The organism is uncultured Agathobaculum sp., assembly GCF_963927765.1.
GTDB lineage: Bacteria > Bacillota > Clostridia > Oscillospirales > Butyricicoccaceae > Agathobaculum.
Genome location: NZ_CAWVCU010000016.1, coordinates 1 through 26,455, shown reverse-complemented (window position 1 = coordinate 26,455; position 26,455 = coordinate 1). Strand labels below are relative to the sequence as shown.

At 53.7% G+C, this 26,455-nt stretch carries 21 protein-coding genes; 3 read left to right on the top strand and 18 right to left on the bottom strand.

Annotated elements, in window-relative coordinates; translation table 11 throughout:
- The 9 genes from fusA to ABGT74_RS00945 form a co-directional block, all read right to left on the bottom strand.
- Positions 1-1,296: elongation factor G (gene fusA / locus ABGT74_RS00985; protein WP_346704094.1), on the bottom strand; the 1,296-nt coding region annotated here is incomplete at its 3' end.
- 35 nt (positions 1,297-1,331) lie between these two features.
- Positions 1,332-1,802 carry a 30S ribosomal protein S7 gene (rpsG, locus tag ABGT74_RS00980; protein ID WP_054327683.1) on the bottom strand — a complete coding sequence of 157 codons (471 nt, stop codon included), beginning with the start codon at positions 1,800-1,802 and terminating at the stop codon, positions 1,332-1,334.
- A 188-nt stretch (positions 1,803-1,990) separates the two neighbouring features.
- Positions 1,991-2,410 (bottom strand): 30S ribosomal protein S12, encoded by a 420-nt coding sequence (gene rpsL, locus ABGT74_RS00975; RefSeq protein ID WP_054327684.1) that lies wholly within the window; start codon positions 2,408-2,410, stop codon positions 1,991-1,993.
- A gap of 65 nt (positions 2,411-2,475) precedes the next feature.
- Positions 2,476-2,718 (bottom strand): ribosomal L7Ae/L30e/S12e/Gadd45 family protein, encoded by a 243-nt coding sequence (locus ABGT74_RS00970; RefSeq protein WP_346704093.1) that lies wholly within the window; start codon positions 2,716-2,718, stop codon positions 2,476-2,478.
- A gap of 228 nt (positions 2,719-2,946) precedes the next feature.
- Positions 2,947-6,480, bottom strand: coding sequence for a DNA-directed RNA polymerase subunit beta' (gene rpoC / locus ABGT74_RS00965; protein ID WP_346704092.1), 3,534 nt, complete (start codon positions 6,478-6,480; stop codon positions 2,947-2,949).
- A 54-nt stretch (positions 6,481-6,534) separates the two neighbouring features.
- Positions 6,535-10,242 (bottom strand): DNA-directed RNA polymerase subunit beta, encoded by a 3,708-nt coding sequence (gene rpoB / locus ABGT74_RS00960; protein ID WP_346704091.1) that lies wholly within the window; start codon positions 10,240-10,242, stop codon positions 6,535-6,537.
- Positions 10,243-10,475: 233 nt separating this feature from the next.
- Positions 10,476-11,198, bottom strand: a complete 723-nt coding sequence (locus ABGT74_RS00955) for an amino acid ABC transporter ATP-binding protein (protein WP_346704090.1) — start codon at positions 11,196-11,198, stop codon at positions 10,476-10,478.
- The gene (locus tag ABGT74_RS00950; RefSeq protein WP_346704089.1) at positions 11,185-11,952 is read right to left on the bottom strand and encodes an amino acid ABC transporter permease; all 768 of its coding nucleotides are present in this window, start codon (positions 11,950-11,952) and stop codon (positions 11,185-11,187) included. The genes ABGT74_RS00955 and ABGT74_RS00950 overlap by 14 nt, the downstream gene beginning before the upstream one ends.
- Before the next feature lie 88 nt (positions 11,953-12,040).
- Positions 12,041-12,862 carry a transporter substrate-binding domain-containing protein gene (locus ABGT74_RS00945; protein WP_346704088.1) on the bottom strand — a complete coding sequence of 274 codons (822 nt, stop codon included), beginning with the start codon at positions 12,860-12,862 and terminating at the stop codon, positions 12,041-12,043.
- A 597-nt stretch (positions 12,863-13,459) separates the two neighbouring features.
- Between ABGT74_RS00945 and ABGT74_RS00940 the strand changes: the two genes are divergently transcribed.
- Both ABGT74_RS00940 and gltA read left to right on the top strand, forming a co-directional pair.
- A complete protein-coding gene (locus ABGT74_RS00940) occupies positions 13,460-14,311 on the top strand; it encodes a sulfide/dihydroorotate dehydrogenase-like FAD/NAD-binding protein (protein ID WP_346704087.1) in 852 nt (283 codons plus the stop codon).
- A 2-nt stretch (positions 14,312-14,313) separates the two neighbouring features.
- Positions 14,314-15,705 (top strand): NADPH-dependent glutamate synthase, encoded by a 1,392-nt coding sequence (gltA, locus tag ABGT74_RS00935; RefSeq protein ID WP_346704086.1) that lies wholly within the window; start codon positions 14,314-14,316, stop codon positions 15,703-15,705.
- A 120-nt stretch (positions 15,706-15,825) separates the two neighbouring features.
- Here the strand turns inward: gltA and ABGT74_RS00930 are convergent, their stop codons facing one another.
- Positions 15,826-16,995 (bottom strand): S-layer homology domain-containing protein, encoded by a 1,170-nt coding sequence (locus ABGT74_RS00930; RefSeq protein WP_346704085.1) that lies wholly within the window; start codon positions 16,993-16,995, stop codon positions 15,826-15,828.
- A 107-nt stretch (positions 16,996-17,102) separates the two neighbouring features.
- Between ABGT74_RS00930 and ABGT74_RS00925 the strand changes: the two genes are divergently transcribed.
- Entirely contained in the window at positions 17,103-18,044 is a 942-nt protein-coding gene (locus tag ABGT74_RS00925) for an L-lactate dehydrogenase (protein WP_297282549.1), read from the top strand.
- A gap of 46 nt (positions 18,045-18,090) precedes the next feature.
- Here ABGT74_RS00925 and ABGT74_RS00920 read toward each other — a convergent pair whose 3' ends face one another.
- From ABGT74_RS00920 to glmS, 8 genes are all read right to left on the bottom strand, one after another.
- Positions 18,091-19,464: a DUF6612 family protein gene (locus tag ABGT74_RS00920; protein WP_297282548.1), complete on the bottom strand. Its 1,374-nt coding sequence runs from the start codon at positions 19,462-19,464 to the stop codon at positions 18,091-18,093.
- 187 nt (positions 19,465-19,651) lie between these two features.
- Positions 19,652-21,427, bottom strand: coding sequence for an NFACT RNA binding domain-containing protein (locus ABGT74_RS00915; protein ID WP_346704084.1), 1,776 nt, complete (start codon positions 21,425-21,427; stop codon positions 19,652-19,654).
- 12 nt (positions 21,428-21,439) lie between these two features.
- Positions 21,440-22,216: a Nif3-like dinuclear metal center hexameric protein gene (locus ABGT74_RS00910; RefSeq protein WP_297282546.1), complete on the bottom strand. Its 777-nt coding sequence runs from the start codon at positions 22,214-22,216 to the stop codon at positions 21,440-21,442.
- Positions 22,213-22,902, bottom strand: coding sequence for a class I SAM-dependent methyltransferase (locus ABGT74_RS00905; protein WP_346704083.1), 690 nt, complete (start codon positions 22,900-22,902; stop codon positions 22,213-22,215). Before ABGT74_RS00905 ends, ABGT74_RS00910 begins: the two co-directional genes overlap by 4 nt.
- Positions 22,903-22,950: 48 nt before the next feature.
- Entirely contained in the window at positions 22,951-23,151 is a 201-nt protein-coding gene (locus ABGT74_RS00900; protein ID WP_125114563.1) for a DUF1858 domain-containing protein, read from the bottom strand.
- 156 nt (positions 23,152-23,307) lie between these two features.
- Positions 23,308-23,586, bottom strand: coding sequence for a zinc-ribbon domain containing protein (locus tag ABGT74_RS00895; RefSeq protein WP_125114564.1), 279 nt, complete (start codon positions 23,584-23,586; stop codon positions 23,308-23,310).
- Positions 23,587-23,664: 78 nt separating this feature from the next.
- On the bottom strand, positions 23,665-24,282 hold the full coding sequence (locus ABGT74_RS00890; RefSeq protein ID WP_346704082.1) for a sigma-70 family RNA polymerase sigma factor: 618 nt from the start codon (positions 24,280-24,282) through the stop codon (positions 23,665-23,667).
- Between the two features lie 116 nt (positions 24,283-24,398).
- Entirely contained in the window at positions 24,399-26,243 is a 1,845-nt protein-coding gene (glmS, locus tag ABGT74_RS00885) for a glutamine--fructose-6-phosphate transaminase (isomerizing) (RefSeq protein ID WP_297282543.1), read from the bottom strand.
- Between the last annotated feature and the right edge of the window lie 212 nt (positions 26,244-26,455).

Here is a 26,455-nt window from a genome sequence, read left to right as displayed (position 1 = left end):
CGCAATACCCATCTTCTCCTGACCAGCCTTGGTCTTGGGCTCGATCGCAACACGGATAACCGGATCCGGGAACTCCATAGACTCGAGAATGATCGGATGCTTTTCATCACAGAGCGTATCGCCCGTGGTGGTGTTCTTAAAGCCGATGCCCGCAGCAATATCGCCGGAATATACGCAGTCGATATCCTGACGATGATTTGCGTGCATCTGAAGGATACGACCCAGACGCTCACGCTGATCCTTGGTTGCATTGAGCACCGAGGAACCTGCGGTGATGGTACCAGAGTAAACGCGGAAGAAAGTCAAACGACCAACAAACGGGTCAGTTGCGATCTTAAATGCGAGTGCAGAGAACGGAGCGTCGTCGGAAGACGGACGAGAATCCTCTTCCTCGGTCTTCGGGTTGATACCCTTGATGTCCTCAATGTCGGTCGGAGCCGGCATATACTCGATAACCGCATCCAGCAGGGGCTGAACACCCTTGTTACGGTAAGCCGTACCGCAGAGTACCGGAACGATCTCGTTGGCGATCGTACCCTTACGGATCGCAGCCTTGACCTCCGGAATGGTCAGTTCTTCGCCTTCGAGGTACTTCATCATGAGGTCCTCATCCAGCTCTGCAACTGCTTCCCACAGTGCGTCGTGATATTCCTTCGCCTGATCCATCATGTCAGCCGGGATATCTTCATCACGAACATCCTTGCCGAGGTCATCGTAGTAAACCTCTGCACGCATGGTGATCAGGTCGATGATGCCCTTGAAGGTATCCTCAACACCGATCGGCAGCTGAACCGGAACCGCATTACACTTGAGGCGATCCTTCATCATGCCGACAACGTTGAAGAAGTCTGCGCCCATGATGTCCATCTTGTTGACGAACGCCATACGCGGAACCTTGTACTTGTCTGCCTGATGCCAAACGGTTTCAGACTGCGGCTCAACGCCACCCTTTGCACAGAATACGGTAACAGAACCGTCCAGTACGCGCAGCGAGCGCTCTACCTCTACGGTAAAGTCAACGTGACCCGGGGTGTCGATGATGTTGATGCGGTGCTCCGGGAACTGATGCTGGGAGCCCGACCAGTGGCAGGTGGTAGCAGCAGAGGTGATGGTAATACCACGCTCCTGCTCCTGCTCCATCCAGTCCATGGTGGCGGTACCGTCATGGGTATCGCCGATCTTGTGGTTTACACCGGTGTAATACAGAATACGCTCGGTGGTAGTGGTCTTACCGGCGTCGATGTGCGCCATGATGCCGATATTTCTGGTTCTTTCCAGGGAATATTCTCTAGGCATATTGCTCTCCTTTCAAACGCTCAGTGGATCGCAGATTAATAGCGATAGTGTGCAAACGCCTTGTTTGCTTCCGCCATCTTGTGCGTATCCTCGCGCTTCTTGACAGCACCGCCCAGATTGTTGCAGGCATCCATGATCTCGCCGGCCAGACGCTCGCGCATGGTCTTTTCAGAACGAGCACGGGCATACTTGGTGATCCAGCGCAGGCCCAGGGTCTGACGACGCTCCGGACGCACTTCCATCGGCACCTGATAGGTAGCACCGCCTACACGGCGCGCCTTAACTTCCAGCGACGGCATGATGTTCTCCATCGCTTCGGTGAAAACCTCCAGCGGTTCACGTCCGGTCTTTTCACGGACGATATCGAAAGCACCATAAACAACCTTCTGCGATACGCCCTTCTTGCCGTCGAGCATGATAGAGTTTACCAGCTTGGTGACGAGCTTGGAATTATAAAGCGGATCGGGCAGAACGTCTCTCTTGGGGACATTACCTCTTCTTGGCACTTTACTTCCCTCCTTCAAAATAATTTGATTTCATAGGTACTCCGGCATGCCTTCATGACAGCCGTTGTAATGCCTGTCCGAGGTAAATACCCGTTTATCAAATAATCGGATATAAAACGCCTCAGACAAAGCATGAGTGTGCTTTGCTGAAAACTTTTAATTCTCGCAAAACCTTGTGGGTGGCAAAATTACTTGCCGGCCTTCGGGCGCTTCGCGCCGTACTTGGAACGAGCCTGACGGCGGTTCGCTACACCCTGGGTATCCAGCGTGCCGCGGATGATGTGGTAACGGACACCAGGAAGGTCCTTGACACGGCCACCGCGAACCATTACAACCGAGTGCTCCTGCAGGTTGTGACCTTCGCCCGGGATGTAAGCGGAAACTTCCATCTGGTTGGTCAGCTTAACACGAGCAACCTTACGAAGCGCAGAGTTCGGCTTCTTCGGCGTCATGGTTTTAACCGTCGTGCAAACGCCACGCTTCTGCGGAGCGGACTGATCGGTAGCCTTCTTCTTCTGAGAGTTGTAGCCTACCTGCAGAGCCGGCGCCGTAGATTTGTAAACGACTGCCTCGCGACCCTTACGGACGAGTTGGTTAAAAGTTGGCATTTTATTTCCTCCTTCTTTCAAAAATATTTATGAAAAGCGCTTGTTGCGCGATTCAACAAAACAGTTCAGCGCAAAACCGCAACTACTGCCGCGCCAACATCAATGCCGGCTGCGTCTCCAAGTTCGGTCATAGTGGTGATTTCCGTGAGCTTGGTATCTGTTTCACTGCACAGCTCATAAACCGGACCGACCACACGTTTTTCAGCATCGAGCGCCACAAATACCTCTTCGGCTTTACCGTCTCGAATTGCTTTTTTTGATTGTTTCACGCCAATCACTTTGTGCGCCGTGCGAAGTTCTGAAAGCATACTAACCCTCCTATACGGCATACTTCATTAGTATAAGTCTTTTCCCTGTGGAAGTCAAGCATTTTTCCGGAGTTTTTCTTCATTTTTGTACGAATTTTACCAACTGCAATCGAATGCATGAATTCCCAACCGGATTTCCTATTTTTATGAAGCTGCCAAAACAGGGGAACGCCTTACAGCATTCCCCTGTTCCCTGCTTTTTATACCATTATTTTCGTGAGCAGATTATCAATCCAGATCGACCGTCTGCTCATAGTGGCCGTCGCAGTACTCCGTCACACCGGAACCAGCCGGAATCAGCTTACCGATGATAACGTTTTCCTTCAGGCCCATCAGCGGATCGACCTTGCCCTTAATTGCAGCATCAGTCAGCACACGTGTGGTTTCCTGGAAGGAAGCAGCGGACATCCACGAGTCGGTTGCCAGCGACGCCTTGGTAATACCCATCAGCGTCGGCTCAGCCACCGCCAGTCGCAGACCCTCTTCGCCTGCGTCGATGCGATCCTGCACCTTCTGATTATAATCCTCAAATTCAAGCAGATCCATCACAGAGCCCGGCAGTACTTCCGCATCACCCGCATCCTCGACACGCACCTTGCGCATCATCTGGCGAACGATAACCTCAATATGCTTATCGTTGATATCAACGCCCTGCTGACGGTAAACCTTCTGAACTTCCTTGATCTCATAATCATGCACCGCACGCGGATCAAGGACGCGCAGAATATCATGCGGATTGAGCGAACCTTCGTTGAGCTGGAAGCCCTGCGGTACTTCCTGACCGTCGGTCACGCGGATACCGGACGAAGATGCCAGCTGATAGGAACGCATATCGCCGGTCTGCGGATTGACGATATTGACCGTCTTGACCGTCGTGCGCTTGGATTCCTCAATGTTAACAACACCGCTGATTTCGGCCAGCGTTGCCGCCTTCTTCGGCTTGCGCGCCTCAAACAGCTCTTCAACTCGCGGAAGACCCTGCGTAATATCCGAACCTGCAACACCGCCGGTATGGAACGTACGCATGGTCAGCTGCGTACCCGGCTCACCGATGGACTGCGCTGCGATAATACCAACTGCTTCGCCCTTGCCAACCAGCGTACCCATTGCCAAGTTGATGCCGTAGCAGTGTGCGCAAACCCCCTTACGTGCACGGCACTCGAGCACCGAGCGAATCTGCACACGGGTGATGCCCGCCGCGATGATCGCGTCCGCATCCGCGTCGTTCATCATCTTGGTCTTGGGCACAATCACCTCTCCGGTCTCCGGGTGGCAGATGTCATCAACCGGGAAGCGGCCAAGCAGTCGCTCATGCAGCGGCTCAATGATCTGGTTGCCTTCCTTGATATCCTCGACCCAGATGCCTTTAGTCGCGCCGCAGTCATCTTCGCGAATGATGACATCCTGCGAAACGTCTACCAAACGACGGGTCAAGTAACCCGAGTCTGCAGTACGCAGCGCAGTATCGGCCATGCCCTTTCGTGCGCCGCGCGCTGCAATGAAGTATTCGAGTACGGTAAGACCCTCACGGAAGTTAGACTTGATCGGGATTTCGATGGTCTTACCAGAGGTAGATGCCATCAGGCCACGCATACCGGCCAGCTGACGGATCTGGTTGATCGAACCACGCGCACCGGAATCCGCCATCATGTGGATCGGGTTGTAGCGATTCGCCTTCATGTTGTCCTGCAGCTTGGCGGTTACCTGCTTGGTGGTCTCTTCCCACTCGGCTACGGTTAAACGGTAGCGCTCCTGATCGGTGATAAAGCCGCGCTTGTAGCGTCTATCGATCTGCGCAACCTTTTTCTCAGATTCCTTAATCAAGGTATCCTTGCCTTCCGGTACAAGCATATCTGCGACTGCTACGGTCAACGCACCCTTGGTGGAGTACTTGTAGCCCATCGCCTTAATCGCGTCAAGCACCTCTGCGGTCACATTAAAGCCATGCACACGGATGCACTTGTCAATGATCTTGCCAAGCTCTTTCTTGCCGCAGGTCATCATAATTTCCAAATCGAGAATTTTCTCCGGATCGGAGCGGTCTACGAAGCCCAGATCCTGCGGAATGCGCTCGTTGAAGATCAGGCGGCCCGGCGTTGCATCAACGATCTTGGAAACCTTTTTACCATTGATCTCGCGCGTCATGCGTACCTTGATCGGCGCATGAATGCCAACGATGCCTTCCGCATACGCCATGAGTGCTTCGTCCGCATCACGGAACACCTTTCCGGCACCCGGCTCGGTCTCACGGTCGATCGTCAGATAGTAGGAACCAAGCACCATATCCTGAGACGGAATGGTAACCGGCTTGCCATCCTGCGGCTTAAGCAGGTTGTTGGCAGACAGCATCAGCAAACGCGCCTCTGCCTGTGCCTCTGCCGACAGCGGTACGTGTACCGCCATCTGGTCACCGTCAAAGTCAGCATTGAACGCCGTACATACCAGCGGATGCAGACGAATTGCACGACCCTCAACCAGCACTGGCTCAAATGCCTGAATGCCCAGACGGTGCAGCGTCGGCGCACGGTTCAGCATAACCGGATGACCCTTGATGATGCCCTCGAGCACATCCCAAACCTCGGGCTTAGCGCGCTCTACCATCTTCTTGGCCGATTTGATATTGGATGCTGCGCCGTCCTCAACCAGTTTTTTCATGACAAAGGGCTTGAACAGCTCGAGCGCCATTTCCTTCGGCAGACCGCACTGATAAATCTTGAGGTCCGGACCGACAACGATAACCGAACGGCCGGAGTAGTCAACACGCTTACCGAGCAGGTTCTGGCGAAAGCGGCCCTGCTTACCCTTCAGCATATCAGACAGGGACTTGAGTGCGCGGTTGTTCGGACCTGTGACCGGACGGCCGCGGCGGCCGTTGTCAATCAGCGCGTCCACCGCTTCCTGCAGCATGCGCTTCTCGTTGCGCACGATAATGTCCGGCGCGCCCAATTCGAGCAGACGCTTCAGACGATTGTTTCGGTTGATGACACGGCGATACAGGTCGTTCAAATCGCTCGTTGCGAAACGGCCGCCGTCCAGCTGTACCATCGGGCGGATTTCCGGCGGGATGACCGGAACCACGTCCATAATCATCCATTCCGGACGGTTATGCGACAGGCGGAACGACTCGACAACCTCAAGGCGCTTGATGATGCGCAGACGCTTCTGACCAGAGGACTCACGCAGCTCCGCAGTCAGTTCCTTGGAAAGCTGCTCCAGATCCAGCTCGGCCAGCAGTTCCTTGATGGCTTCCGCGCCCATACCGGCACGGAAATCATCCTCGTACTTCTCGCGCATGTCGCGGTACTCTGCTTCGGTCAGGATCTGCTTCTTCATGAGCGGCGTGTCGCCCGGATCAATGACAATATAGTTAGCGAAATACAGAACCTTTTCCAGCACGCGCGGGCTGATATCCAAAATCAGACCCATGCGAGACGGAATGCCCTTAAAATACCAAATGTGCGATACCGGCGCGGCCAGCTCAATGTGACCCATGCGCTCACGGCGCACCTTGGCGCGGGTGACTTCTACACCACACTTATCGCAGATTTTGCCCTTAAAACGGACCTTTTTATACTTACCACAGTGGCATTCCCAGTCCTTGGTTGGGCCAAAGATACGCTCGCAGAACAGGCCGTCTTTTTCCGGCTTGAGCGTGCGGTAGTTGATGGTTTCGGGCTTTTTTACTTCACCGTACGACCACTGACGGATCAGGTCAGGAGAGGCCAGACCGATCTTAATGGCGTTAAACGTATGATATCCCATATATTTTAAGATGCTCCTTCCCTATTCACAGATGATTTTGTTGTCCTTCATAACTCATTCGCTCAGGCCATCATCAAAATCATCCACGGCATCATCGCCATCCTCGACGGCGCTATCCAGTGCAAAGAGATCGGTATCGCCTTCCTCGGCATCGTTGATGCCAAAGCCGGCAGCAGTAAATTCTTCATCCGCGCCCGAAACAGCCTGCTCCATCGGGCGGATGAAATCCGCCTCGTCCTCATCGTCCTCGGCCAGTTCAATGACCTCCATGTTTTCATCCAGTACCTGAATATCCAAGCACAGCGACTGAAGCTCCTTGACCAGAACCTTGAACGACTCCGGCACGCCCGGCTGCGGCACGTTGTGCCCCTTTACAATTGCCTCGTAGGTCTTGACACGGCCGGTGATATCGTCCGACTTGACCGTCAGGATCTCCTGCAAGGTGTAGGCTGCGCCGTACGCCTCAAGGGCCCAAACTTCCATCTCACCAAAGCGCTGACCGCCGAACTGCGCCTTACCGCCGAGCGGCTGCTGCGTAACCAGCGAGTACGGACCGGTGGAACGGGCATGGATCTTATCGTCAACCAGATGGTGGAGCTTGAGGTAGTACATATAACCAACGGTTACGCGGTTATCAAACTTCTCACCGGTACGACCGTCATAAACAACGCTCTTACCGTCTTCATCCACACCAGCAGCCACCAGCGTTTCCTTGATATCATCCAGCGTTGCGCCGTCGAATACCGGCGTCTCGACCTTCCAGCCCAGCTTCTTGGCGGCAAAGCCCAGATGCACTTCGAGCACCTGACCGATGTTCATACGAGACGGCACGCCCAAGGGGTTCAGCACGATATCGAGCGGACGGCCATCCTCGAGGAACGGCATATCCTCCTGCGGCAGAATACGGGAAACGACACCCTTGTTACCGTGACGGCCCGCCATCTTATCGCCGACCGAAATCTTACGCTTCTGCGCAATATACACGCGGACTACCATGTTGACGCCCGGGCTCAGCTCGTCGCCGTTTTCACGGGTGAACACCTTTACGTCCACAACAATACCAGACTCACCGTGCGGCGCACGCAGCGAAGTGTCACGCACCTCGCGCGCCTTCTCACCGAAGATCGCGCGCAGCAGGCGCTCTTCCGCGGTCAACTCGGTTTCGCCCTTCGGCGTTACCTTACCCACCAGAATATCGCCCGCCTGCACCTCCGCGCCTACGCGGATGATGCCGCGCTCATCGAGGTTGCGCAGCGCATCCTCACCGACGTTCGGGATATCGCGGGTGATCTCTTCCGGCCCGAGCTTGGTGTCGCGGGATTCAGATTCATATTCCTCAATGTGGATCGAGGTGTAAACGTCGTCACGCACCAGACGTTCATTCAGCAGAACGGCATCCTCGTAGTTGTAACCTTCCCAAGTCATAAAGCCAATCAACGCGTTCTTGCCGAGTGCAATTTCGCCCTTATCGGTCGAAGGACCATCCGCCAGAACATCACCCTCCTTGACACGCTCACCCAGATCAACGATCGGACGCATGTTGATACAGGTGGACTGGTTAGAGCGCAGGAACTTGGTCAGGTGATAGGTCTTTTCCTCACCGTTATCATACTGAACAATGACTTCACGCGCAGTTACACGGGTAACAACACCATCGCCCTCCGCCAGCGGAATCGTGCCGGAGTCAACCGCAGCCTTATACTCCATACCGGTTGCAACCACCGGCGCTTCGGTCTTTAAGAGCGGCACTGCCTGACGCTGCATGTTCGCGCCCATCAGTGCGCGGTTTGCGTCGTCATGGTCGAGGAACGGAATGAACGCCGTCGCAACCGAAACCATCATACGAGGCGAAACGTCCATCAGGTCAACGTCCTTACGGTCGACCTCGACGAATTCGTCACGCATACGGCAGGTAACACGCTCATTGAGCAGATAGCCGTTTTCATCAATCGGCTCAGTCGCCTGACAAACGATATATTCGTCCTCAACGTCCGCTGTCATATACTGTACCTGATCGGTTACGCGGCCGTTTTCCTTATCAATAATGCGGTACGGCGCTTCAATAAAGCCAAAATCATTGATGCGCGCATAGGTCGCCAAATAGGAAATCAGACCGATGTTCGGACCTTCAGGGGTCTCAATCGGGCACAGACGGCCATAGTGCGAATAGTGTACGTCACGCACTTCGAAGGATGCGCGGTCGCGCGACAGACCGCCGGGGCCCAGCGCAGACATACGGCGCTTATGCGTCAATTCTGCCAGCGGGTTATTCTGATCCATGAACTGCGAGAGCGGAGAGGAACCGAAGAATTCCTTAATCGCCGCGGTCACGGGACGAATATTAATCAAGCTCTGCGGGGTTACGATATCCAGATCCTGAATGGTCATGCGCTCACGGATAACGCGCTCCATGCGGCTGAAGCCGATACGGAACTGGTTCTGGAGCAGCTCGCCTACGCAGCGCAGACGGCGGTTACCCAGATGGTCGATATCATCGGTGGTGCCGATGCCGTGACCCAGACCCAGCAGATAGCAGATAGAGGCCAGCATATCGTCCACGATAATGGTCTTGGGGATCAGATCATGCATGCGGGTACGAACAACCTTTTTCAGTTCTTCGCCCGAAACGCCCGAATCAATGATCTCTTTGAGAACGGAGAAGCGGACCTTTTCCTTAATACCAAGCTCTTCAGCAGAAAGGCCGGTGTAGTCGCTGAAATCATCGATATCGACCATGCCGTTACCGAATACCTTGACTGCTGTTCCCTCACCGGACTCAATCGTCACATGGTTAACACCACGGCGCGACAGCAGGCGTGCCTTCTCACGGGTGAGGATCTCATTCTCCTCCGCCAGCACCTCGCCGGTCATCGGGTCAACCGCGGTGCTGAGTAGCTTATGGCCAGTGATACGGCGAGCGATGTCCAGCTTCTTGTTATACTTATAACGACCAACCGCAGAAATATCATAGCGGCGCATATCGAAGAACATAGCGTCCATCAAGTTCATCGCGGACTCAACAGAGGGCGGCTCGCCCGGACGCATCTTCTTGTAGATCTCGATGAGCGCTTCCTCCGAGGTGTGCGCCGGATCCTTATCCAGCGTCGCCAGAATCAGCGGATCCTCACCGAACAGCTCCTTGATCTCCGCATCGGTCTTAACGCCGATGGCACGGATAAAGCTCGTGATCGGAATTTTGCGGTTCTTATCGATACGGACATAGAACACGTCGTTTGCATCGATTTCGTACTCCAGCCATGCGCCGCGGTACGGGATAACCGTTGCAGACAGGATCATCTTATCAGTCTTGTCGAACTCCTTGCCATAGTACACGCCGGGCGAACGAACCAGCTGCGATACAATGGCGCGTTCTGCACCGTTGATGATAAAGGTCGCGGAATCAGTCATCTTCGGGAAGTCACCCATGAAGATTTCCTGCTCCTTGATTTCACCGGTCTCCTTGTTGCGCAGGCGCATACGCACCTTAAGAGGCGAAGCGTATGTGGCGTCTCGCGCCTTGCACTCTTCGACGCTGTACTTCGGCTCCTCATCCATCGAATAGTCGAGGAAGGAAAGCTCCAGATTGCCAGTGTAGTCCGTGATGGACGCGGTGTCGGCGAAAACCTCACGCAGTCCCTCGTCCAGGAACCACTGATATGACTTTTTCTGCACCTCAATCAGATTGGGCATCTCCAAAATCTCATTGATGCGTGCAAAGCTCTTTCGTGTGGTTTTGCCGTGCTGTACGTCTTTCACCTTCATGTGCTTTGATCACTCCGTTTCTTTCGGCTGTGTTGGTGTTGATACGCCCGGCGGCGTTGCGAAAATATTGTTTTTGGCCTTGCATTCTTTTGCAGACCGTGCTAACATGTAGTTAGGAATCGGGATTTCTTCCATGATTTTGTAAGCGTTTTATTATACCATGTTTTTCTACAATACGTCAAGTTGATTTTTGTATAAAAAGCGGACGGTTTTCACCGTCCGCTTTTTCATTTTTACAGCACTTTGGACAAAAAGTCCTTAAGTCGGGGATTTTGCGGATGTTCAAAGAAAGCTTTCGGCTCATTCTGCTCTACGATATTACCGCCGTCCATGAACAGCACACGGGTACCCACTTCGCGGGCAAAACCCATTTCGTGCGTCACGACAACCATCGTCATACCGTCATCCGCAAGCTCTTTCATAATCTCCAACACTTCGCCAACCATCTCTGGATCGAGCGCAGATGTCGGTTCGTCAAAGAGCATCACGTCCGGGTTCATTGCCAACGCACGCGCAATGGCGATACGCTGCTGCTGACCGCCGGAAAGCTGAATCGGATAGCTGTCTGCCTTATCTGGCAAACCGACACGCTCCAAAAGCTCCATTGCGCGCTTATCGGCCTCTGCATCTGTCATCACCTTGAGCTTGACGGGCGCAAGCTTGATGTTCTCCTTCACCGTCAGGTGCGGAAACAGATTGAACTGCTGGAACACCATGCCCATCTTGCGACGCACCAGATTGATATCTGTCTGCTTGGAGGTAATGTTCTGCCCCTCAAAGATGATATCGCCGCTCGTCGGCTCCTCCAGCAGGTTCAGGCAACGCAGAAAAGTGGACTTACCCGAGCCGGAAGGCCCGATGATAACGACCTTTTCCCCTTTTTCAATGTGTTCATTGACGCCTTTCAGCACCGCATGGCTGCCAAAAGACTTATGCAGATTTCTAACGTCGATCACTTGCGCGCAGCCTCCTTTCCAGAATGCCCAGCAGCTTGGTTAGAATAATTACGATCACCAGATAGATTACCGCAAGGCTGATATACGGGACATACGGCGTGTAGGTATTCGCAACGATATTCTGTGCTTGCTTCGTCACATCGCGCAGCGCGATAACCGATACCAGTGAAGTATCCTTCAGCAAGGTAATCATCTCATTACCGAGTGCAGGCAGGATATTCTTAATCGCCTGCGGAATGATAATGTACCACATAGTCTGACGATAGTCCAGACCGAGCGAACGCCCGGCCTCCATCTGACCTGCGCTAATCGACATCAGGCCGCTGCGTGCGATTTCCGCAACGTATGCGCCCGAGTTGATGCCTAGCGTAACAATACCGCAAATCAAACGTCCCGTATCATCCTTTGGCACCATGATTACAAAACAGCTGATAAGCAGCTGAACCATCATTGGCGTGCCGCGGATGACCGTCAGATAAACTTTGCTTACCGCATTGAGTACACCCAGAATCGGATTATGCTTGCCCGCACGCTGCGAATCATGCGCAGTACGGATCACCGCGATCAGCATGCCGATAACAACGCCAAGCATCAGCGCACCAAGCGTAACGATAAACGTGATTTTGAGGCCGTTTGCATACCATGTCCAGCGGTCCTGATAAACAAAAGTCTGATAGAGTTGGAACAGCAGCGTCTGCAACCCTTCCGGAAGCGAAGCGACCCAGCCCGGCGCTGTCTCCAGCCAGCCCGCCATAGTGAGAACTCCCACAACTTATCCCCTTTCTGTATAACGGAAGAAAAGGGGCGGCACGCGCCGTCCCTTTTCTATTACCTACCCCTGCTTACGCAGCAGCATCCTCGCTGCCGCCGTCGGACGGGATATACTTTTCGATGATGGAAGCGATCGTACCGTCTTCCTTGAGCTCCTGGATCGCAGCATTTACCTGCTCAAACAGCTCGGTGTCTTCCTTGGCGATCGCAGCAGCATAGTCTTCGTCTGCATATGCAGTGTCGAGGATCTTCAGGCCCTCATTGGCTGCAACATAGTTCTTTGCCGGCTCGTTGTCGATGACAACGCAGTCCACCTGGCCATTGAGCAGCGCTGCAACCGCAAGCGGGCCGTTATCAAACTGCTTGACGAATTCCTGGCCGTAGGCATCCGTGCACTGCAGATCGCCGGTGGTGCCGGTCTGCACGCCGATGTTCTTGCCCTCCAGATCATCCGGAGATGCAATATCCGAATCTTCCGGAACAATGATGACCTGTACGCCGGTCGCGTAAGAGTCCGTGAAGTTCACCTGCTCCGCGCGCTCCGGGTCAACCGTCATGCCGGCCAGAACGATGTCGATCGTGTCGGACTGCAGCGCCGGGATCAGCGAATCAAATGCCATATCGGTGATTTCAAGCTGCATACCGAGCTTTTCAGCAATCGCAGCCGCAATATCTGCATCGATACCAGCAACATTGTTGTTCTCATCCACGTACTCATACGGCGGGAAAGTCGCATTGGTGCCCATGCGCAGCACGCCGCCATCAGCGGACTGCTCAGTCTGCGCCGCGTCGTCCGTAGTGCTTGCATCAGACTGCGTATTACCGCCGCAGCTGGTCAGCAGCATCGAGCCCGCCAGAAGCATGCTCAGCATCGCAATAGAAAGCTTTTTCATTGTTTTCTCTCCTCCTAATTGCCGGCCTTGTGAACCGGACATTTCAAACAAGATTTATTATACATTGGTCTGTTTAAAAATTCAACCTCTAAATCAGCAAAAACACAACAAAAATCGCACTCGTTTTCGTCATATCCACAACAAATTTGCGCTGTGACCTTTTTCGGGCCGACCGCATAGCTTGACAGTACCTTATTTTACTTTTACAGGAGGTCATCCTATGCGTTACCATACATATTCCCCCACATCCGCACATCCGTCCGGCAAGCATCCGCACGGCACAACCGCAACTGTCGAATCCCACTCCGGACTCGTCTCTATTTACGCCAAGCCCTCCTCTCATGCAGAGATCGTTGGCAGTGCTCCATGTGGCGCCCAGCTTGTCGTGCTAGGCAGGCAGGCTGAGTGGCATGCTGTGCGCTACGGACCATGTCAGGGCTTCGTTTCCGGGGATTCTATTGTGCTGAATTACTAAATTATTCTGTCTTCGAGACGAAAACATCTGTCTTCCCATTCGGATTTCTCCTTGCGTTCAGCCTGCATAAACAGTATAATAGATGTGTTCGATGCGATAAACGCAAGGAGGTACGAAATTTAGTGTATCAGATTTTGAAAAAGCAAACGCTGAACGCGAATACCAAGCTGATGGTGATTGATGCGCCGCACGTAGCACGCAAGGCCGAACCGGGCCAGTTCATCATCCTGCGCGTCAGCGAGGATGGCGAGCGCATTCCGCTCACCATTGCGGACTATAACCGTGAAACGGGTGCGGTCACGATCATCTTCCAAGAGGTCGGCGCAACCACCATGGCGCTCGGCGCGCTGAATGAAGGCGACTGCCTGCATGATTTCGTCGGCCCGTTGGGCAAGGCAAGCGAGCTGGAAGGCCTGAAGAAAGTCGCTGTTGTCGGCGGCGGCCTTGGCTGCGCAATCGCTTATCCGCAGGCTAAGAAGCTGCATGAGATGGGCTGTGAGGTCGATCTGATTGCCGGCTTCCGCAACAAGGACATTGTCATCCTCGAGGACGAAATGAAGGCCGCTTCCACCAACCTGTATATCATGACCGACGACGGTTCGAACGGCAACAAGGGTTTTGTCACCGACAAGCTCAAGGAGCTGATCGACGCGGGCAACCAGTACGACGCGGTCATCGCGATCGGCCCGATGATCATGATGAAGTTTGTTTCCGAAGTGACCCGCCCCTACGGCATCAAGACCATCGTCTCGATGAACACCATTATGGTCGATGGCACCGGCATGTGCGGCGGCTGCCGTCTGACCGTCGGTGGCGAGACCAAGTTCGCCTGTGTTGATGGGCCGGACTTTGACGGCCATCTTGTTGATTTCGATAGTGCTATGCGCCGCGGCGCGATGTACAAAGCGCAGGAAAAGCAGGCAGTGGAACGCCGCGAGGATCACTGCAACCTGTACAAGATGGAGGTCAAGTAACAATGCCGAATATGAATCCGAACAAAATACCCATGCCTGAGCAGGCACCGGATGTGCGCAATAAGAATTTTGATGAAGTAACGCTCGGCTACACGCCGGAAATGGCAATTGAGGAAGCACAGCGCTGCCTCAACTGCAAGCATAAGCCCTGCATCACCGGTTGCCCGGTACAGGTCAAGATTCCGGAATTTATCGCGCTGGTTGCCGAGGGTAAGTTCCTCGAAGCTGCAGCCAAGATCAAAGAAACCTCTTCCCTGCCGGCAGTCTGCGGTCGTGTATGCCCGCAGGAGACCCAGTGTGAGCAGAAGTGCGTGCGCGGCATCAAGGGCGAACCGGTCGCGATCGGCCGCTTGGAGCGCTTTGTCGCGGACTACGCGCGTGAACACGGCGAAGAGAAGCCGGTAAAGCCTGTTTCCAACAGCCACAAGTGTGCGATCGTAGGCGCTGGCCCTGCCGGTCTGACCTGCGCAGGCGATTTGGCGCGTATGGGCTACCAAGTGACTGTATTCGAAGCACTGCACACTGCGGGCGGCGTGCTGATGTACGGCATTCCGGAATTCCGTCTGCCCAAGGAAATCGTGCAGAAGGAAATCGACACACTGAAAGACCTCGGCGTTGAGTTCGTGCTGAACTTTGTGGTTGGCCGCTCTGAGACTATTGACGAGCTGTTCGAGGACGGCTATGAAGCAATTTTCGTTGGTTCGGGTGCGGGCCTGCCGTCTTTCCTGGGTGTACCGGGCGAGAACGCCAACGGCGTATATTCCGCCAACGAGTACCTGACCCGCATCAACCTGATGAAGGCATATAAGGATGGCTCGGATACCCCGATTTTCCACGCGCACAAGGTTGCAGTCGTTGGCGGCGGCAACGTCGCGATGGACGCAGCGCGCTGTGCAAAGCGCATGGGCGCAGAAGAAGTCTACATCGTTTACCGCCGCTCCGAAAAGGAACTGCCCGCCCGTCTGGAGGAAATCCATCACGCCAAGGAAGAGGGCATTGTGTTCAAGTTCCTGACCGCACCGCTCGAGGTACTCAACGACGAAAACTACAATGTAACCGGCATGAAGTGCCAGCAGATGGAGCTGGGCGAGCCGGATGCTTCCGGTCGCCGTCGTCCGGTGCCGGTGGAAGGCTCGGAGTTCACCCTTGATCTGGACTGCGTGATCGCCGCGATCGGCACCAGCCCGAACCCGCTGATCCGCCACACCACGCCGGGTCTGGACACCAACCGCAAAGGCTGTATCATTGCAGACGACGAACACGGTATCACGTCCAAGGACGGCGTGTTCGCAGGCGGCGATGCCGTTACCGGCGCTGCCACCGTTATCCTCGCTATGGGCGCGGGCAAGCGCGCCGCTGCCGCGATGGATGAATACATCAAAAACAAGCAGTAATCTCAAATTGAAACGCCCCGCCAATTGGCGGGGCGTTTTCTCATGCACAAATAGAAAGCCGCCAGACGACAAGGAAACCTCCCCCCTGCCGTCCAGCGGCCTTTTCTTTTACAAATAACCTTAACGTGCCTCTTTCAGTTCTCCAGTCAGCGTCACTTGAAATTCCGCATCGCCTTGCATCAGCTTCAAACGCAATGTCTGAAAGGCGATGCGTCCACTCTGTACGGTCTGCACCAGAACAATATCTTCGGCCGACTCCAGTGCTGCACCAGACTGAGATAGCGCCCAGAAGCACCCTTTATATTGCGCAGGCAATTCTGCAAACGAAAAGGTCCAATCACTTCCCGACCGCTTCACTGTATCCACACAAGCCAGCGGTACCACATCATACCCATACAACAGCGCAGCACGCATGGAACCTGTCTCCTCTGCTGCATCCATGGAATATGGTTGTGTATACGCATCCACGCTGGGCGCTTCCATCGTGATTTTTCCTGTAGCAGTCGCTGTACCGTCTACGCGGTTGACCGTAATATAATCTTCTGTGCGCACGGTCAAACTGCTTGTTCCTTTCCCTGACAGCACTGCCTCCGTTCCGCCGCGTACAGAAAACTGCTCGAATGCTTCCATATCTGCCGTTGCGGTGCGATACTGCGCATACAGATCAAACAACGCCTGATAAGGCTCCGCCGCCTGTGCATCCACAGCGCCATTTGCCACCAGCTGATCCAACAGTGTCTGCTCACTGTCCTTCGGCATCAACGAAAGCGCCGTGTAGCTTGCAGCTACGACATCATCACGCAAGAAATCCTCCGTATCAATTACCGCTGCGTCGTATAGGCCAATTTGCTGCGCGAAATCATCCACACCGGCATAGGTAAAATCCCCATCCGCCTCGGTATAGCCAAGTGCACGCAGGACAAATGCCGCATACATCTGTGCAGTGCAGGGTTCTTCCGGCGCAAATGTAGTTTCGGACACACCTGTGGTCGCGCCCATATCATATAAGTACTGCACATAAGGCTTTTCCCAGTTCTGCAAATCCGTAAACGGCGCGGAATAGTCAAGCGCTAATGCATTCTGCTCCTCTCCCAGCAACCGCACCAGCATTGCTGCCGCCTCGCCGCGCGTCGGCGCGCGATCCAGTTCATATCCCTGTGCAGTTCCTTGAAATAAACCAAGGTCCTTCAAATGATCGGCACACGATGTATAATCCGCGGCGGCAGCCGAAACCGCCAGCGAACCAGCCAGCAAAGCGCCAGCCAACACGGTACGAAACCACTGTTTCATTTTCATACGCTCCTTAACTTCGTTCAGTATGATATATCTTATCATACATTTGCGTTTTTTCCAACAGGAAACGGACATACTACTAAAAAAGAAAGGATGTGTCCGTAATGACCAATATGCGAAAATGCGGCGTGATCGGCGTTGGCTTTGTCGGCGCGACCTGCGCCTATACTTTGGCGGTTTCCGGGCTGTTCTCGGAAGTTGTTCTGGTCGATATGAATCACAAAAAAGCAGAGGGCGAAGCCGCTGACATCAATCACGGCGTTTCTTTCGCCAAACCCTGCTTTGTGCGCGCCGGCGAATATGCCGACCTTGCCGAATGCGGCTTAATCATTATCGCGGCAGGTGCCAACCAAAAGCCCGGCGAGACCCGAGTGGAGCTGCTTCATCGCAACCGCGTGATTCTATCCTCCATTATGGAACAATTAACCGCAGTCAATAAAAACGCAGTTTTGCTCATCGTTTCCAACCCGGTCGATGTACTCACCTGCATGGCGCAACAGCTTTCCGGTCTGCCCGCCGGACACGTGATCGGTTCCGGCACAGTGCTGGACACCGCACGTCTCAAATACCTTGTCGGTCAAAAGCTGGGCGTAGACAGTCGCAATGTGCACGCCTTCATCATCGGCGAGCATGGTGACAGTGAGCTTGCTGTATGGTCCAGCGCAAATATTTCCGGCGTCGATTTGGATGATTACTGCCGTATCACAGGCGTCGGAGATCCCGCCGCCATGCTGCATCAGATTTACGAAGACGTGCGTGATGCTGCCTATTCCATCATCGAAAGCAAAGGGGCAACCTACTACGGCATCGGCATGGCAGTGCGCCGCATCGCGGAAGCCATTGTCCGCGATGAGCATTCCGTCCTTCCCGTTTCCTCCCTGATTCAAGGCCACTATGGTGTCGATGGCATCTGTCTGGGTCTGCCCTCTATCGTGGGAAAAAATGGTGTCGAGGCTGTGCTAGATATCCCACTATCCGCCGAAGAGCTCAGTCGGCTGCAAAGCTCCGCGCAAAAGATGAAAGCATTGATCGAGCAGCTGCACTAAAAAAACCGGAACGGATTTTCCGTTCCGGTTTTCTCTTGCATCTGCTTTATGCCGCAGCTCCGTCTGCGCCGCCGATCAAATCGACGTACGTATCCAGATCGCTCGGCAGCGTGATCTGAACGCTGTCGCCCAAGCTGTTTACTGCGCAGTCCATAGTCATGTTCAAGGTAATGCTCTGGCCTTCCGCAGAGATCGACATCTTCATGCTCATATCCATGTTCTTGATCTCGCCATTGGAGAGGGTCACCTTAGAGCTGATATCTTCAAACTTCATCTGCACATCCAAACTGCTGAGATCCATACCCATGTTTGCCAGCACAGAGTTCACCAGTCCGTTCATGCCGGAAGAAGAATAAGTTACCGACATATTGTCACCCGACTGGTCGATGGACTCGATCAGGCAAATCGGCTCAGAAGACTGCATAGCAGTCAGGTCGCCCATCTGCGCCATCACATCTTCGATGGACATCTCCATCTTATACTTCGTCTCACCCATGTTTACATAGTACACGCCATCTGTATAATAGTACGCAATATCCTGGTCGATGGAGGTCTGTGCACCCTGCTCGACCAGCGACTCATCGATGTTAATCTTCATCGTGCCGGTCATCGCCAATTTAGACTGATCCATGTGCTCCAGATCAACATCCATCTTCATGTTAAGCGGCATAGACAGATCCATGATCTTGGTATCGCCCATATACACATCAGCCGCGATATTTGCGGTCACGTCCGCTTTCGTTGCGTTGCTCATGTTGGAGGACGCTTCCTCATAAGCATCATACCGGTCAAAGAACGTCAGCAGGCTATCTGCCTTATCGGCAGCAACAGCGCCATCTTCCACCAGTTTTTCCAGCAGAACGGCATCCTTGTTGTCCTTCACGGGCGTATTCAAAGCCGTAAGGCTCATAGCTGCGACATGATCGCGCAGGAAGTTGTCCTGATCGCAGTTGGCGTAATCCACCAGACCGATCGACTCGCCAAACGATACTGCCTCTGCATAAGTAAAGTCGCCGTCAGTCTTATCGCTGTAGCCCAAAGCACGCAGCAGGAATGTCGTATACATCTGCGCAGAGCATCCCTCTTCCGGCTCAAACGTGGTTGCAGTTGCGCCCGTCGTCAGGCCGTTTTCATACAGATACTGCACATACGGCTTCTCCCAGCCAGCCAGATCGGTAAACGGAGCGGTATATTCCAGCTTCTTCGCTTCGTCTTCCTTGCCCAGCAGACGAACCAGCATCGTTGCCGCTTCCGCGCGGGTCGGTGCACGATCCAGCTCATAGCCCTGCTCGGTTCCCTGAAACAGGCCCAGATCCTTCAGCTGATCCGCGCAATGGTCAAAATTAGCCGCGCCTGCTGTCGCCATCAAGCCTACCGCTGCCGCTGCCGCAACCAAGGCGATCCTGAATTTACTTTTCATAGAGTTACCTCCTTTTATTGACAGTGCCATGCACTGTGATTTCCTTTATTCTATCATGTTAATTTGACAATGTAAATACAAACGCCAAAGAATGCCCCGCATGCCATTCTGATTTTGCAAAAAGCAAAGGGGCGCTTTCCACAAGCACCCCTGCACTTCAAGTAGCGCATTTTATTTTCCGCCGAGATCACTCTACACGAAGTTTTTCAACCACTGTTTCCTCAGGCGTCACATAGGCCGTCTGATAAACATGATAAATGACCATACCCGGTTTTGCACCCGCCGGCTTTTTCACCTGCCGTACCGGTGTATAGTCCACCGGCACCCGTGAGGACTGCCTTGCCTTGGAATGGTATGCTGCAATCATCGCAGCTTCGGTCATAGCCTGATCGGTGGGCTCACGGCCATCTGTGACCAGAATCACATGCGAACCATGAATCTTTTGCGTGTGGAACCAAATATCGCTTTTGAACGCTGTCTTGAGCGTAAGCAAATCGTTTTGCAGGTTATTCTTACCGGCAAACACCTCGAATCCATCGCTGGTACGGTAATGAAATGGTTTCGCCTGTACCGGCTTGCTACGCAACTTTTTATTGCGTGTCTGCTTGTTGGAAAGAATGCCCGTCTGCGTCAGTTCCTCACGCAGCTGAGACAAATCACGTTCGCTTTCCGCCTCCTCCAGCGCAACCAGCACGCTTTCCAGATAATCCAAATCTGCTCTGCCTTGTTCCATCTGCTGCGTCAGCACGCTTTCTGCTGTTTTTGCCTTATTGTACAGCTTGAAATACCGCTGCGCATTTTGCTGCGGTGTAAGGCGCACGTCCAGCGTAATTTCGGCCTCTGGGCAATCTTCAGCGTAGTAATCCACCACGGTCGCCTTATTCATGCCCTTTTCCAGCTGATACAGGTTTGCAGTAATCAGGTCACCCATGCGTTTATACTGTTCACGGTTCTGCGTTGCATCCAGTTCCTTCTGCTGCACCGCCAGCTTGCGTGCCAGACGATCACGCGCATTGGTGACTGTCTTGTGCAGATCAGCGGAACGGCGCGCCATACGCTCAATTTTCCCTTTTTTCTCGTAAAACACCGCAAGCAGCGTGGAAAAGCTATCCGCCTGTGAAACAGTCATCAGTCCTTCATACTGCGTCACCGGCAAAAAGGTAAAATCGAATACCGCGTCGTTTTCAGCTTTGGTGAGCAGAAATGGCTTCCAGCGTTTTTCCTGCACATAGGTCATGAAATCATCATATACCTGCCCCAAGCGTTCCCGTTGTGCATCAGACAGTGTCCCAATCCGCGCAGTCGCATCTCCCGTTGCTCGATAGCTCAGCTCCCGGCATAACAGCGGCGAAAAGCCCAAAAGCTGACCGAGCAGGAAACGATCCAGCGTCTGCTCCCCGTCCGCTTGTGTGACCGCCGCAGCCACTCCTGCACCGGACAGGGCAAATGGATCATGCTTATCCTGCGCGGGCGGCATACGGTAAAACAAACCGGGTAGTACCTGCCGTTTGCCGGACAGATCTCCGTCAACGCGGCGCATGGCATCAATGATGCGATTATCCTCGCCGCATAAAATAACATTGGAATGCTTGCCCATCAGCTCGCAAATCAGGTGCTTTTTGCAGGGCACACCCATTTCATCTGTCGTGTCCAGTTCAATCGTCAGCATACGCTCGACCGACGGCTGTACAATCGCCGCAATCTTCGCGCCCTGCACATGTTTACGCAACAGCATGCAGAACATCGGCGGCGCCGCCGGATTCTCGCGCGCCGCATCAATGAAATGCACGCGCGCCGCGCCAGCAGCAATCGAAACCAGCAGGCGCTTTGCGCCGCCCTGTCCGCGTGTTTGCAGCACGATCTCATCGCGGTCAGGCTGATAGACCTTTTCCACTCGGCAGCCTGCAAGCGTCTCATTCAATTCATGCGTCACTGCCCCAAGGCAAATGGCATCTAATGGCATATAAAACCTTCCTTAAACAAATTGGATACAGTCGGCATGGCGCTCAGAAACCGTGGTACGCACCTGCGGGAACGCACCAACGATCTGCTCAGCAAAAACAGCAGCGATCGGATTTTCCGTGGGGAAATGCCCCGCATCGACCAACGTCAGCCCCAGCGACTGCGCACGCTGCATTAAATCATAACTGCAATCGCCAATAACGAACGCATCCGCACCTTTAGCCAACGCATCATCCATCATCTTGCCGCAAGCGCCGCCGCCCACCGCAACGCGGTGAATGGCATGCCCACCATCACAAAAACGGACGCCGCCTGCACGCAGGCACTCTTTCACATATGCTGCAAATTCCCGCGGCTGCATTTCGCGTGGCAAATCCCCCACGCGACCCAGCATCCGGTTATCCCCCGCTTCCATGTTGACCACATTCGTGAGAAACAATGCAGCAGCCAGTGCATCATTCACGCCGCCCCAAGCACTATCCGCATTAGTATGCATGCAGATGAGCGCGATATCGTGCTTGATGGCCGCCCGCAGCACGCGCCCGGTCACATCATCGGTAGTCACACGGCTCACCGAAGTGAAGATGGCTGGATGGTGCGCAACGATCAGCTGTGCGCCGCGCGCTACCGCTTCTTCCACTACCTGTTCGGTGATATCCAGCGCACACAACGCAGCCGTCACAGTCTGCTTACGGTCCCCGCACAACAGTCCCACATTATCCCAATGCTCCGCCAGGTCCGGCGGTGCGAATCCTTCCAAAAACGTCAAAACATCCTGTACTGTACTCATTGCAATCCCTCCCATGCCTGTTTGATCTCCATCACAAGACAGCGCTGCGTATCCAGTCTCGCTTTGTCTATTGCATTTGCCTGCTGCATACCTTCCAGTGCGCGCTCTTCACGGGTCAACAAGGCCTTTAAATAATCTTTTACCCCGTCTGCTTGCAGCAAGGCGGGAGAAAATGCGCACTGCCACAGCGGCAACTCCTTCTTCTCCGCGCTGCCGCGGACAGACAGCACCACATACTGCCGCCGATCCTCCCGGCAAAGCGTCTCGCGCTCAATGGCATAACCATGCGCCCACAGCCATTGCCGCAGCTCATATATCATTGTCATCGGCTGCAATAGCAGCAAATGCTGTCCCTGCTCACACCACGGCGCAGCCGCCAAGATTTCTGCAATGGTCTGCCCGCCCATGCCGGCAATGCTCACCGTATCGCATTCCTCCGGCTGCACGGCATCCAGCCCCGCAGCCAACCGCAGAGACAAGGAAACGCCATAATCTGCCGCATTGCGCGCGGCATGCGCCAGCGGACCTTCTCGGATATCTGATCCAATCGCAGCAGCGATCCTTCCCGCCAGCAGCAAAGACACCGGCAGCTTGCCGTGATCGGTGCCAATATCCGCAAGCCTTGCCCCCTGTGGGATAAGCGACGCTATGCAAGCCAGCCGCGGCGTTAAAACCATACTTTCCATATTTCACCCAAAAAAACAGAGCCGGCGTTTACCGGCTCCGGTTTTCTCTTATTCGCCCAGAAAAGCGTTCAGCTTTGCAACCAGCTCGTCTGCATTGGTGCCGTGTACCATGCAGGCTTCCTCAATGCTCTCGCCCTGAGATGCCGGGCAGCCGAGGCAGTGCATGCCAATTTCCATGAAAAACTTTGCCGTATCCAGATTGCGGTTGAGAACCTCACCAATCGTGGTCTTTTTCGTAATCGCAGCCATGTTAGACCTCCATATGTTTTTGTTTGTTATCAGTATACCGCAAAGATGCACATATTTCAATCATAAAAAGAAAAATTTCACCGTTTTCTGCTGGTTTCCGCGAAAACAAAAAGGGTGTCCGGCAAAACAGCCGGACGCCCTTTCTGATTTCTGTTCTCAGCCCTGCTCGCGCATCTTCGCGAAGCATTCACTGCAATATACCGGACGGTCAGACTTGGGTTCAAACGGAACACGAGCCTCGCCGCCGCAAGCAGCACAGGTAGCGGTGAAATACTCACGCGGGCCACGGGCCGCGTTCTTGCGCGCATCGCGGCAAGCCTTGCAGCGCTGCGGCTCGTTCTGGAAGCCGCGCTCTGCGTAGAACTCCTGCTCGCCTGCGGTGAACACAAATTCCTTACCGCATTCCTTGCATACTAAAGTCTTGTCTTCGTACATGGTTTTTACCTCTCTTTGATACCGTTCCCTCGGGAAACTGAAATTATATTGCGCACAGGCCTTCCCGCCTGCAATCGCCTATTGGGGTTTGATAGCTGCCGATTTTCGCTTAATGCGCTGGATGGCATTATCCACAGACTTGATCGGTTTTTGCAATGCTTCCGACATCTCCTCATAGGATAAGCCGTCCAGAAACAATGTCAAAACCCTCGCCTCAAATTCGGACAACACGGAGTAAAGCCGACGGATCAGCTCTTCCCTCTCTTCATTGCCGATCACCAGCGATTCTGGATCACCAATCGGTGCCGTAACCCGGGTGTGCGTTTCCGCAAGGTCCTCAAACAGAGGTCGATCGATTGACACGGAATGATTGAGCGGATCATGCTTGAGCGAAGAAGCAGCGCGCACCGCAGAAAAGATTTTCCGCATGACACACAGCTTTGCGAAGGCACCAAACGGCGCCCCCTTGGACTCATCATATTCGCGAATTGCTTTCATCAGTCCCAGCATACCCTCCTGCATCAAGTCTTCTGCATCCGCACCCACCAGAAAATAAGGGCGTGCGCAGGTTTTCACCAAGCGGGTATATCGTTTGACCAAATCTTCCGCTGCCGCACCGTCTCCCTGCTGTGCCATACGGCATAGCACTTCATCAGACAGCGACGCGGATGAAAGCATTTTGTAACCATTTCTCATGTCAAAACTCATTATATGCGATACTTCTGGAAATGTCAAGAAATTATTGTGAAATTTACTGTTTTGCCACAAAAATACCCATGCATTTTTGTAATGATTGCATAATACCTGTATTTTTATTCAACAGTGACTGATTTTGCCAGATTTCGCGGCTTATCGACATCACAATTGCGCTCTACCGCTACATAGTATGCCAAAAGCTGCATCGGAATAATCGAAAGCGAGGCAGAAAATTCATACAGGCACTTGGGCAAACGAATGATGTGCTGGCAAACCGATTCATCTCCGGTGAAATCATCGGTCGTCACAAGCACGACGACAGCGCCACGGGACACAACCTCACGGATATTGGAAACGGTTTTTTCAAACAGCGCAGGCTGTGTTGCCAGTGCGACAACCAGCGTGCCTTCCTCGATCAGCGAAATCGTGCCATGCTTGAGTTCACCCGCTGCATATGCCTCCGAATGGATATACGAAATCTCCTTGAGCTTGAGTGACGCTTCGAGCGCTGCCGCATAGTCCAATCCGCGGCCAAGGAAGAACACGCTCGGCCGATTGGCATACAGAGTAGCAATGCGCTGCATGTCCTCCTGACACTCCAGTGTCTTTTCAATGCAGGCAGGCAAACGCTGCAACTCTGCGCACAATGCACGTTCATCGCCAATAGAGATCAGTCCGCGTGTGCGCGCGATCTTCACGGAAATGAGGTAAAGCGCAGAGAGCTGCGCAGAATACGCCTTGGTCGTTGCAACCGAAATTTCCGGTCCTGCCCAAGTGTACAGCACGCCGTCCGCTTCGCGCGCAATAGTAGAAGAAACGACATTGACGATTGCAATGGTAAACGCTCCCGCCTGCTTGGCTAGGCGCATTGCTGCAAGTGTATCTGCCGTCTCACCCGACTGGCTGATGACAATGCACAAATCCTTTTTGCCGATAATCGGGTTCTCATAGCGGAACTCGGAAGCGACCTCTGCCGTACAGCGGATGCGGCACATTGCTTCAATCACGCGCTTTCCTACCATACCCGCGTGCAGCGCAGAGCCACAGCCGACAATATGAATGTTTTCGATATCCCGCAACCGTTCATCGGTCAGTCCGTTATCCTCGAATACCACTGCGTTGTTCTGAATACGCGGGTTGACCGTATCTGCCACCGCCTTTGGCTGCTCCATGATCTCCTTGAGCATGAAATGCTGATAGCCACCCTTTTCCGCAGCCGACAGATCCCAGCTGACCGTCTGCACCTCTTTCTCCACCACGTCGCCAAACTCGTTCATCACAACAACGCTGTCCGGCCGGACAATGGCAACTTCATTGTCATCCAGAATGATATAATTCTTGGTGCGGCCGATGATTGCGGTGATATCCGAAGCGATCATATTCTCACCCTCGCCTACACCAATGACGAGTGGATTGTCGCGCCGTGCTGCAACGATTTCTTCCGGATTATCCATCGACACTACACCCAAAGCATACGAACCACGGATGCGCTGCACCGCATTAAGCACAGTTTTGGCCAAGTCCTCCTGCTTGCCCGTATGCAGATAATCCACCAGATGCGCGACCGTCTCGGTATCCGTTTCCGACTGGAAGGTATAACCGTGTGCTTCCAGCCGCTCGCGCAGCTCCTTGTAGTTCTCAATGATACCGTTATGGACAACTGCTACCTTACCCATACCGTCGCGTCCGCCCAAATGCGGATGCGAGTTGCGGTCGGACGGCTCACCATGCGTTGCCCAACGGGTATGGCCGATGCCGCAGGTGCAGTACAGATCGCCCTCCTCACGAATTTTTTCCTCCAAATTGGAAATACGGCCGCGCGTTTTCACCACACGCAAACCTTCCTTTGTAAACGCCGCGATACCTGCGGAGTCATAGCCGCGATATTCCAAGCTGTAAAGACCCTTAATCAAAATCGGCAGCGCATTTTCACGCCCCGTAAAACCGACAATTCCACACATAAAAGTAAATCCTCCAAAAAGAAGCTGAATTTTTAAAAAAAGGTATAAAAATAGTGCGTTATGCATAACTGCTCTGTCCGCACAGTCACCCGTGCGTTTTAACAGTCTGCTCACGACCAACCCACTCATGGCCGAAGGGCACCCGCCGAAGCCTTCGATTAACCCTTTCCTCGTCAACTGCGATACCGGCTGCACCGCAGTTCTGGCGCTTT

Coding starts and splice junctions, on each gene's coding strand:
- ABGT74_RS00900 (WP_125114563.1), bottom strand. CDS start 23,151: ATGGCTGCGATTACGAAAAAGACCACGATTGGTGAGGTTCTCAACCGC.
- glmS (WP_297282543.1), bottom strand. CDS start 26,243: ATGTGTGGAATTGTCGGTTTTACGGGGCGTGAAAATGCGCTGCCGATT.
- ABGT74_RS00905 (WP_346704083.1), bottom strand. CDS start 22,902: ATGGAAAGTATGGTTTTAACGCCGCGGCTGGCTTGCATAGCGTCGCTT.
- ABGT74_RS00920 (WP_297282548.1), bottom strand. CDS start 19,464: ATGAAAAGTAAATTCAGGATCGCCTTGGTTGCGGCAGCGGCAGCGGTA.
- ABGT74_RS00895 (WP_125114564.1), bottom strand. CDS start 23,586: ATGTACGAAGACAAGACTTTAGTATGCAAGGAATGCGGTAAGGAATTT.
- rpoB (WP_346704091.1), bottom strand. CDS start 10,242: ATGAAGGTGAAAGACGTACAGCACGGCAAAACCACACGAAAGAGCTTT.
- ABGT74_RS00970 (WP_346704093.1), bottom strand. CDS start 2,718: ATGCTTTCAGAACTTCGCACGGCGCACAAAGTGATTGGCGTGAAACAA.
- ABGT74_RS00925 (WP_297282549.1), top strand. CDS start 17,103: ATGACCAATATGCGAAAATGCGGCGTGATCGGCGTTGGCTTTGTCGGC.
- ABGT74_RS00950 (WP_346704089.1), bottom strand. CDS start 11,952: ATGGCGGGCTGGCTGGAGACAGCGCCGGGCTGGGTCGCTTCGCTTCCG.
- rpsL (WP_054327684.1), bottom strand. CDS start 2,410: ATGCCAACTTTTAACCAACTCGTCCGTAAGGGTCGCGAGGCAGTCGTT.
- ABGT74_RS00945 (WP_346704088.1), bottom strand. CDS start 12,862: ATGAAAAAGCTTTCTATTGCGATGCTGAGCATGCTTCTGGCGGGCTCG.
- ABGT74_RS00930 (WP_346704085.1), bottom strand. CDS start 16,995: ATGAAACAGTGGTTTCGTACCGTGTTGGCTGGCGCTTTGCTGGCTGGT.
- gltA (WP_346704086.1), top strand. CDS start 14,314: ATGCCGAATATGAATCCGAACAAAATACCCATGCCTGAGCAGGCACCG.
- ABGT74_RS00915 (WP_346704084.1), bottom strand. CDS start 21,427: ATGCCATTAGATGCCATTTGCCTTGGGGCAGTGACGCATGAATTGAAT.
- ABGT74_RS00910 (WP_297282546.1), bottom strand. CDS start 22,216: ATGAGTACAGTACAGGATGTTTTGACGTTTTTGGAAGGATTCGCACCG.
- rpoC (WP_346704092.1), bottom strand. CDS start 6,480: ATGGGATATCATACGTTTAACGCCATTAAGATCGGTCTGGCCTCTCCT.
- ABGT74_RS00890 (WP_346704082.1), bottom strand. CDS start 24,282: ATGAGAAATGGTTACAAAATGCTTTCATCCGCGTCGCTGTCTGATGAA.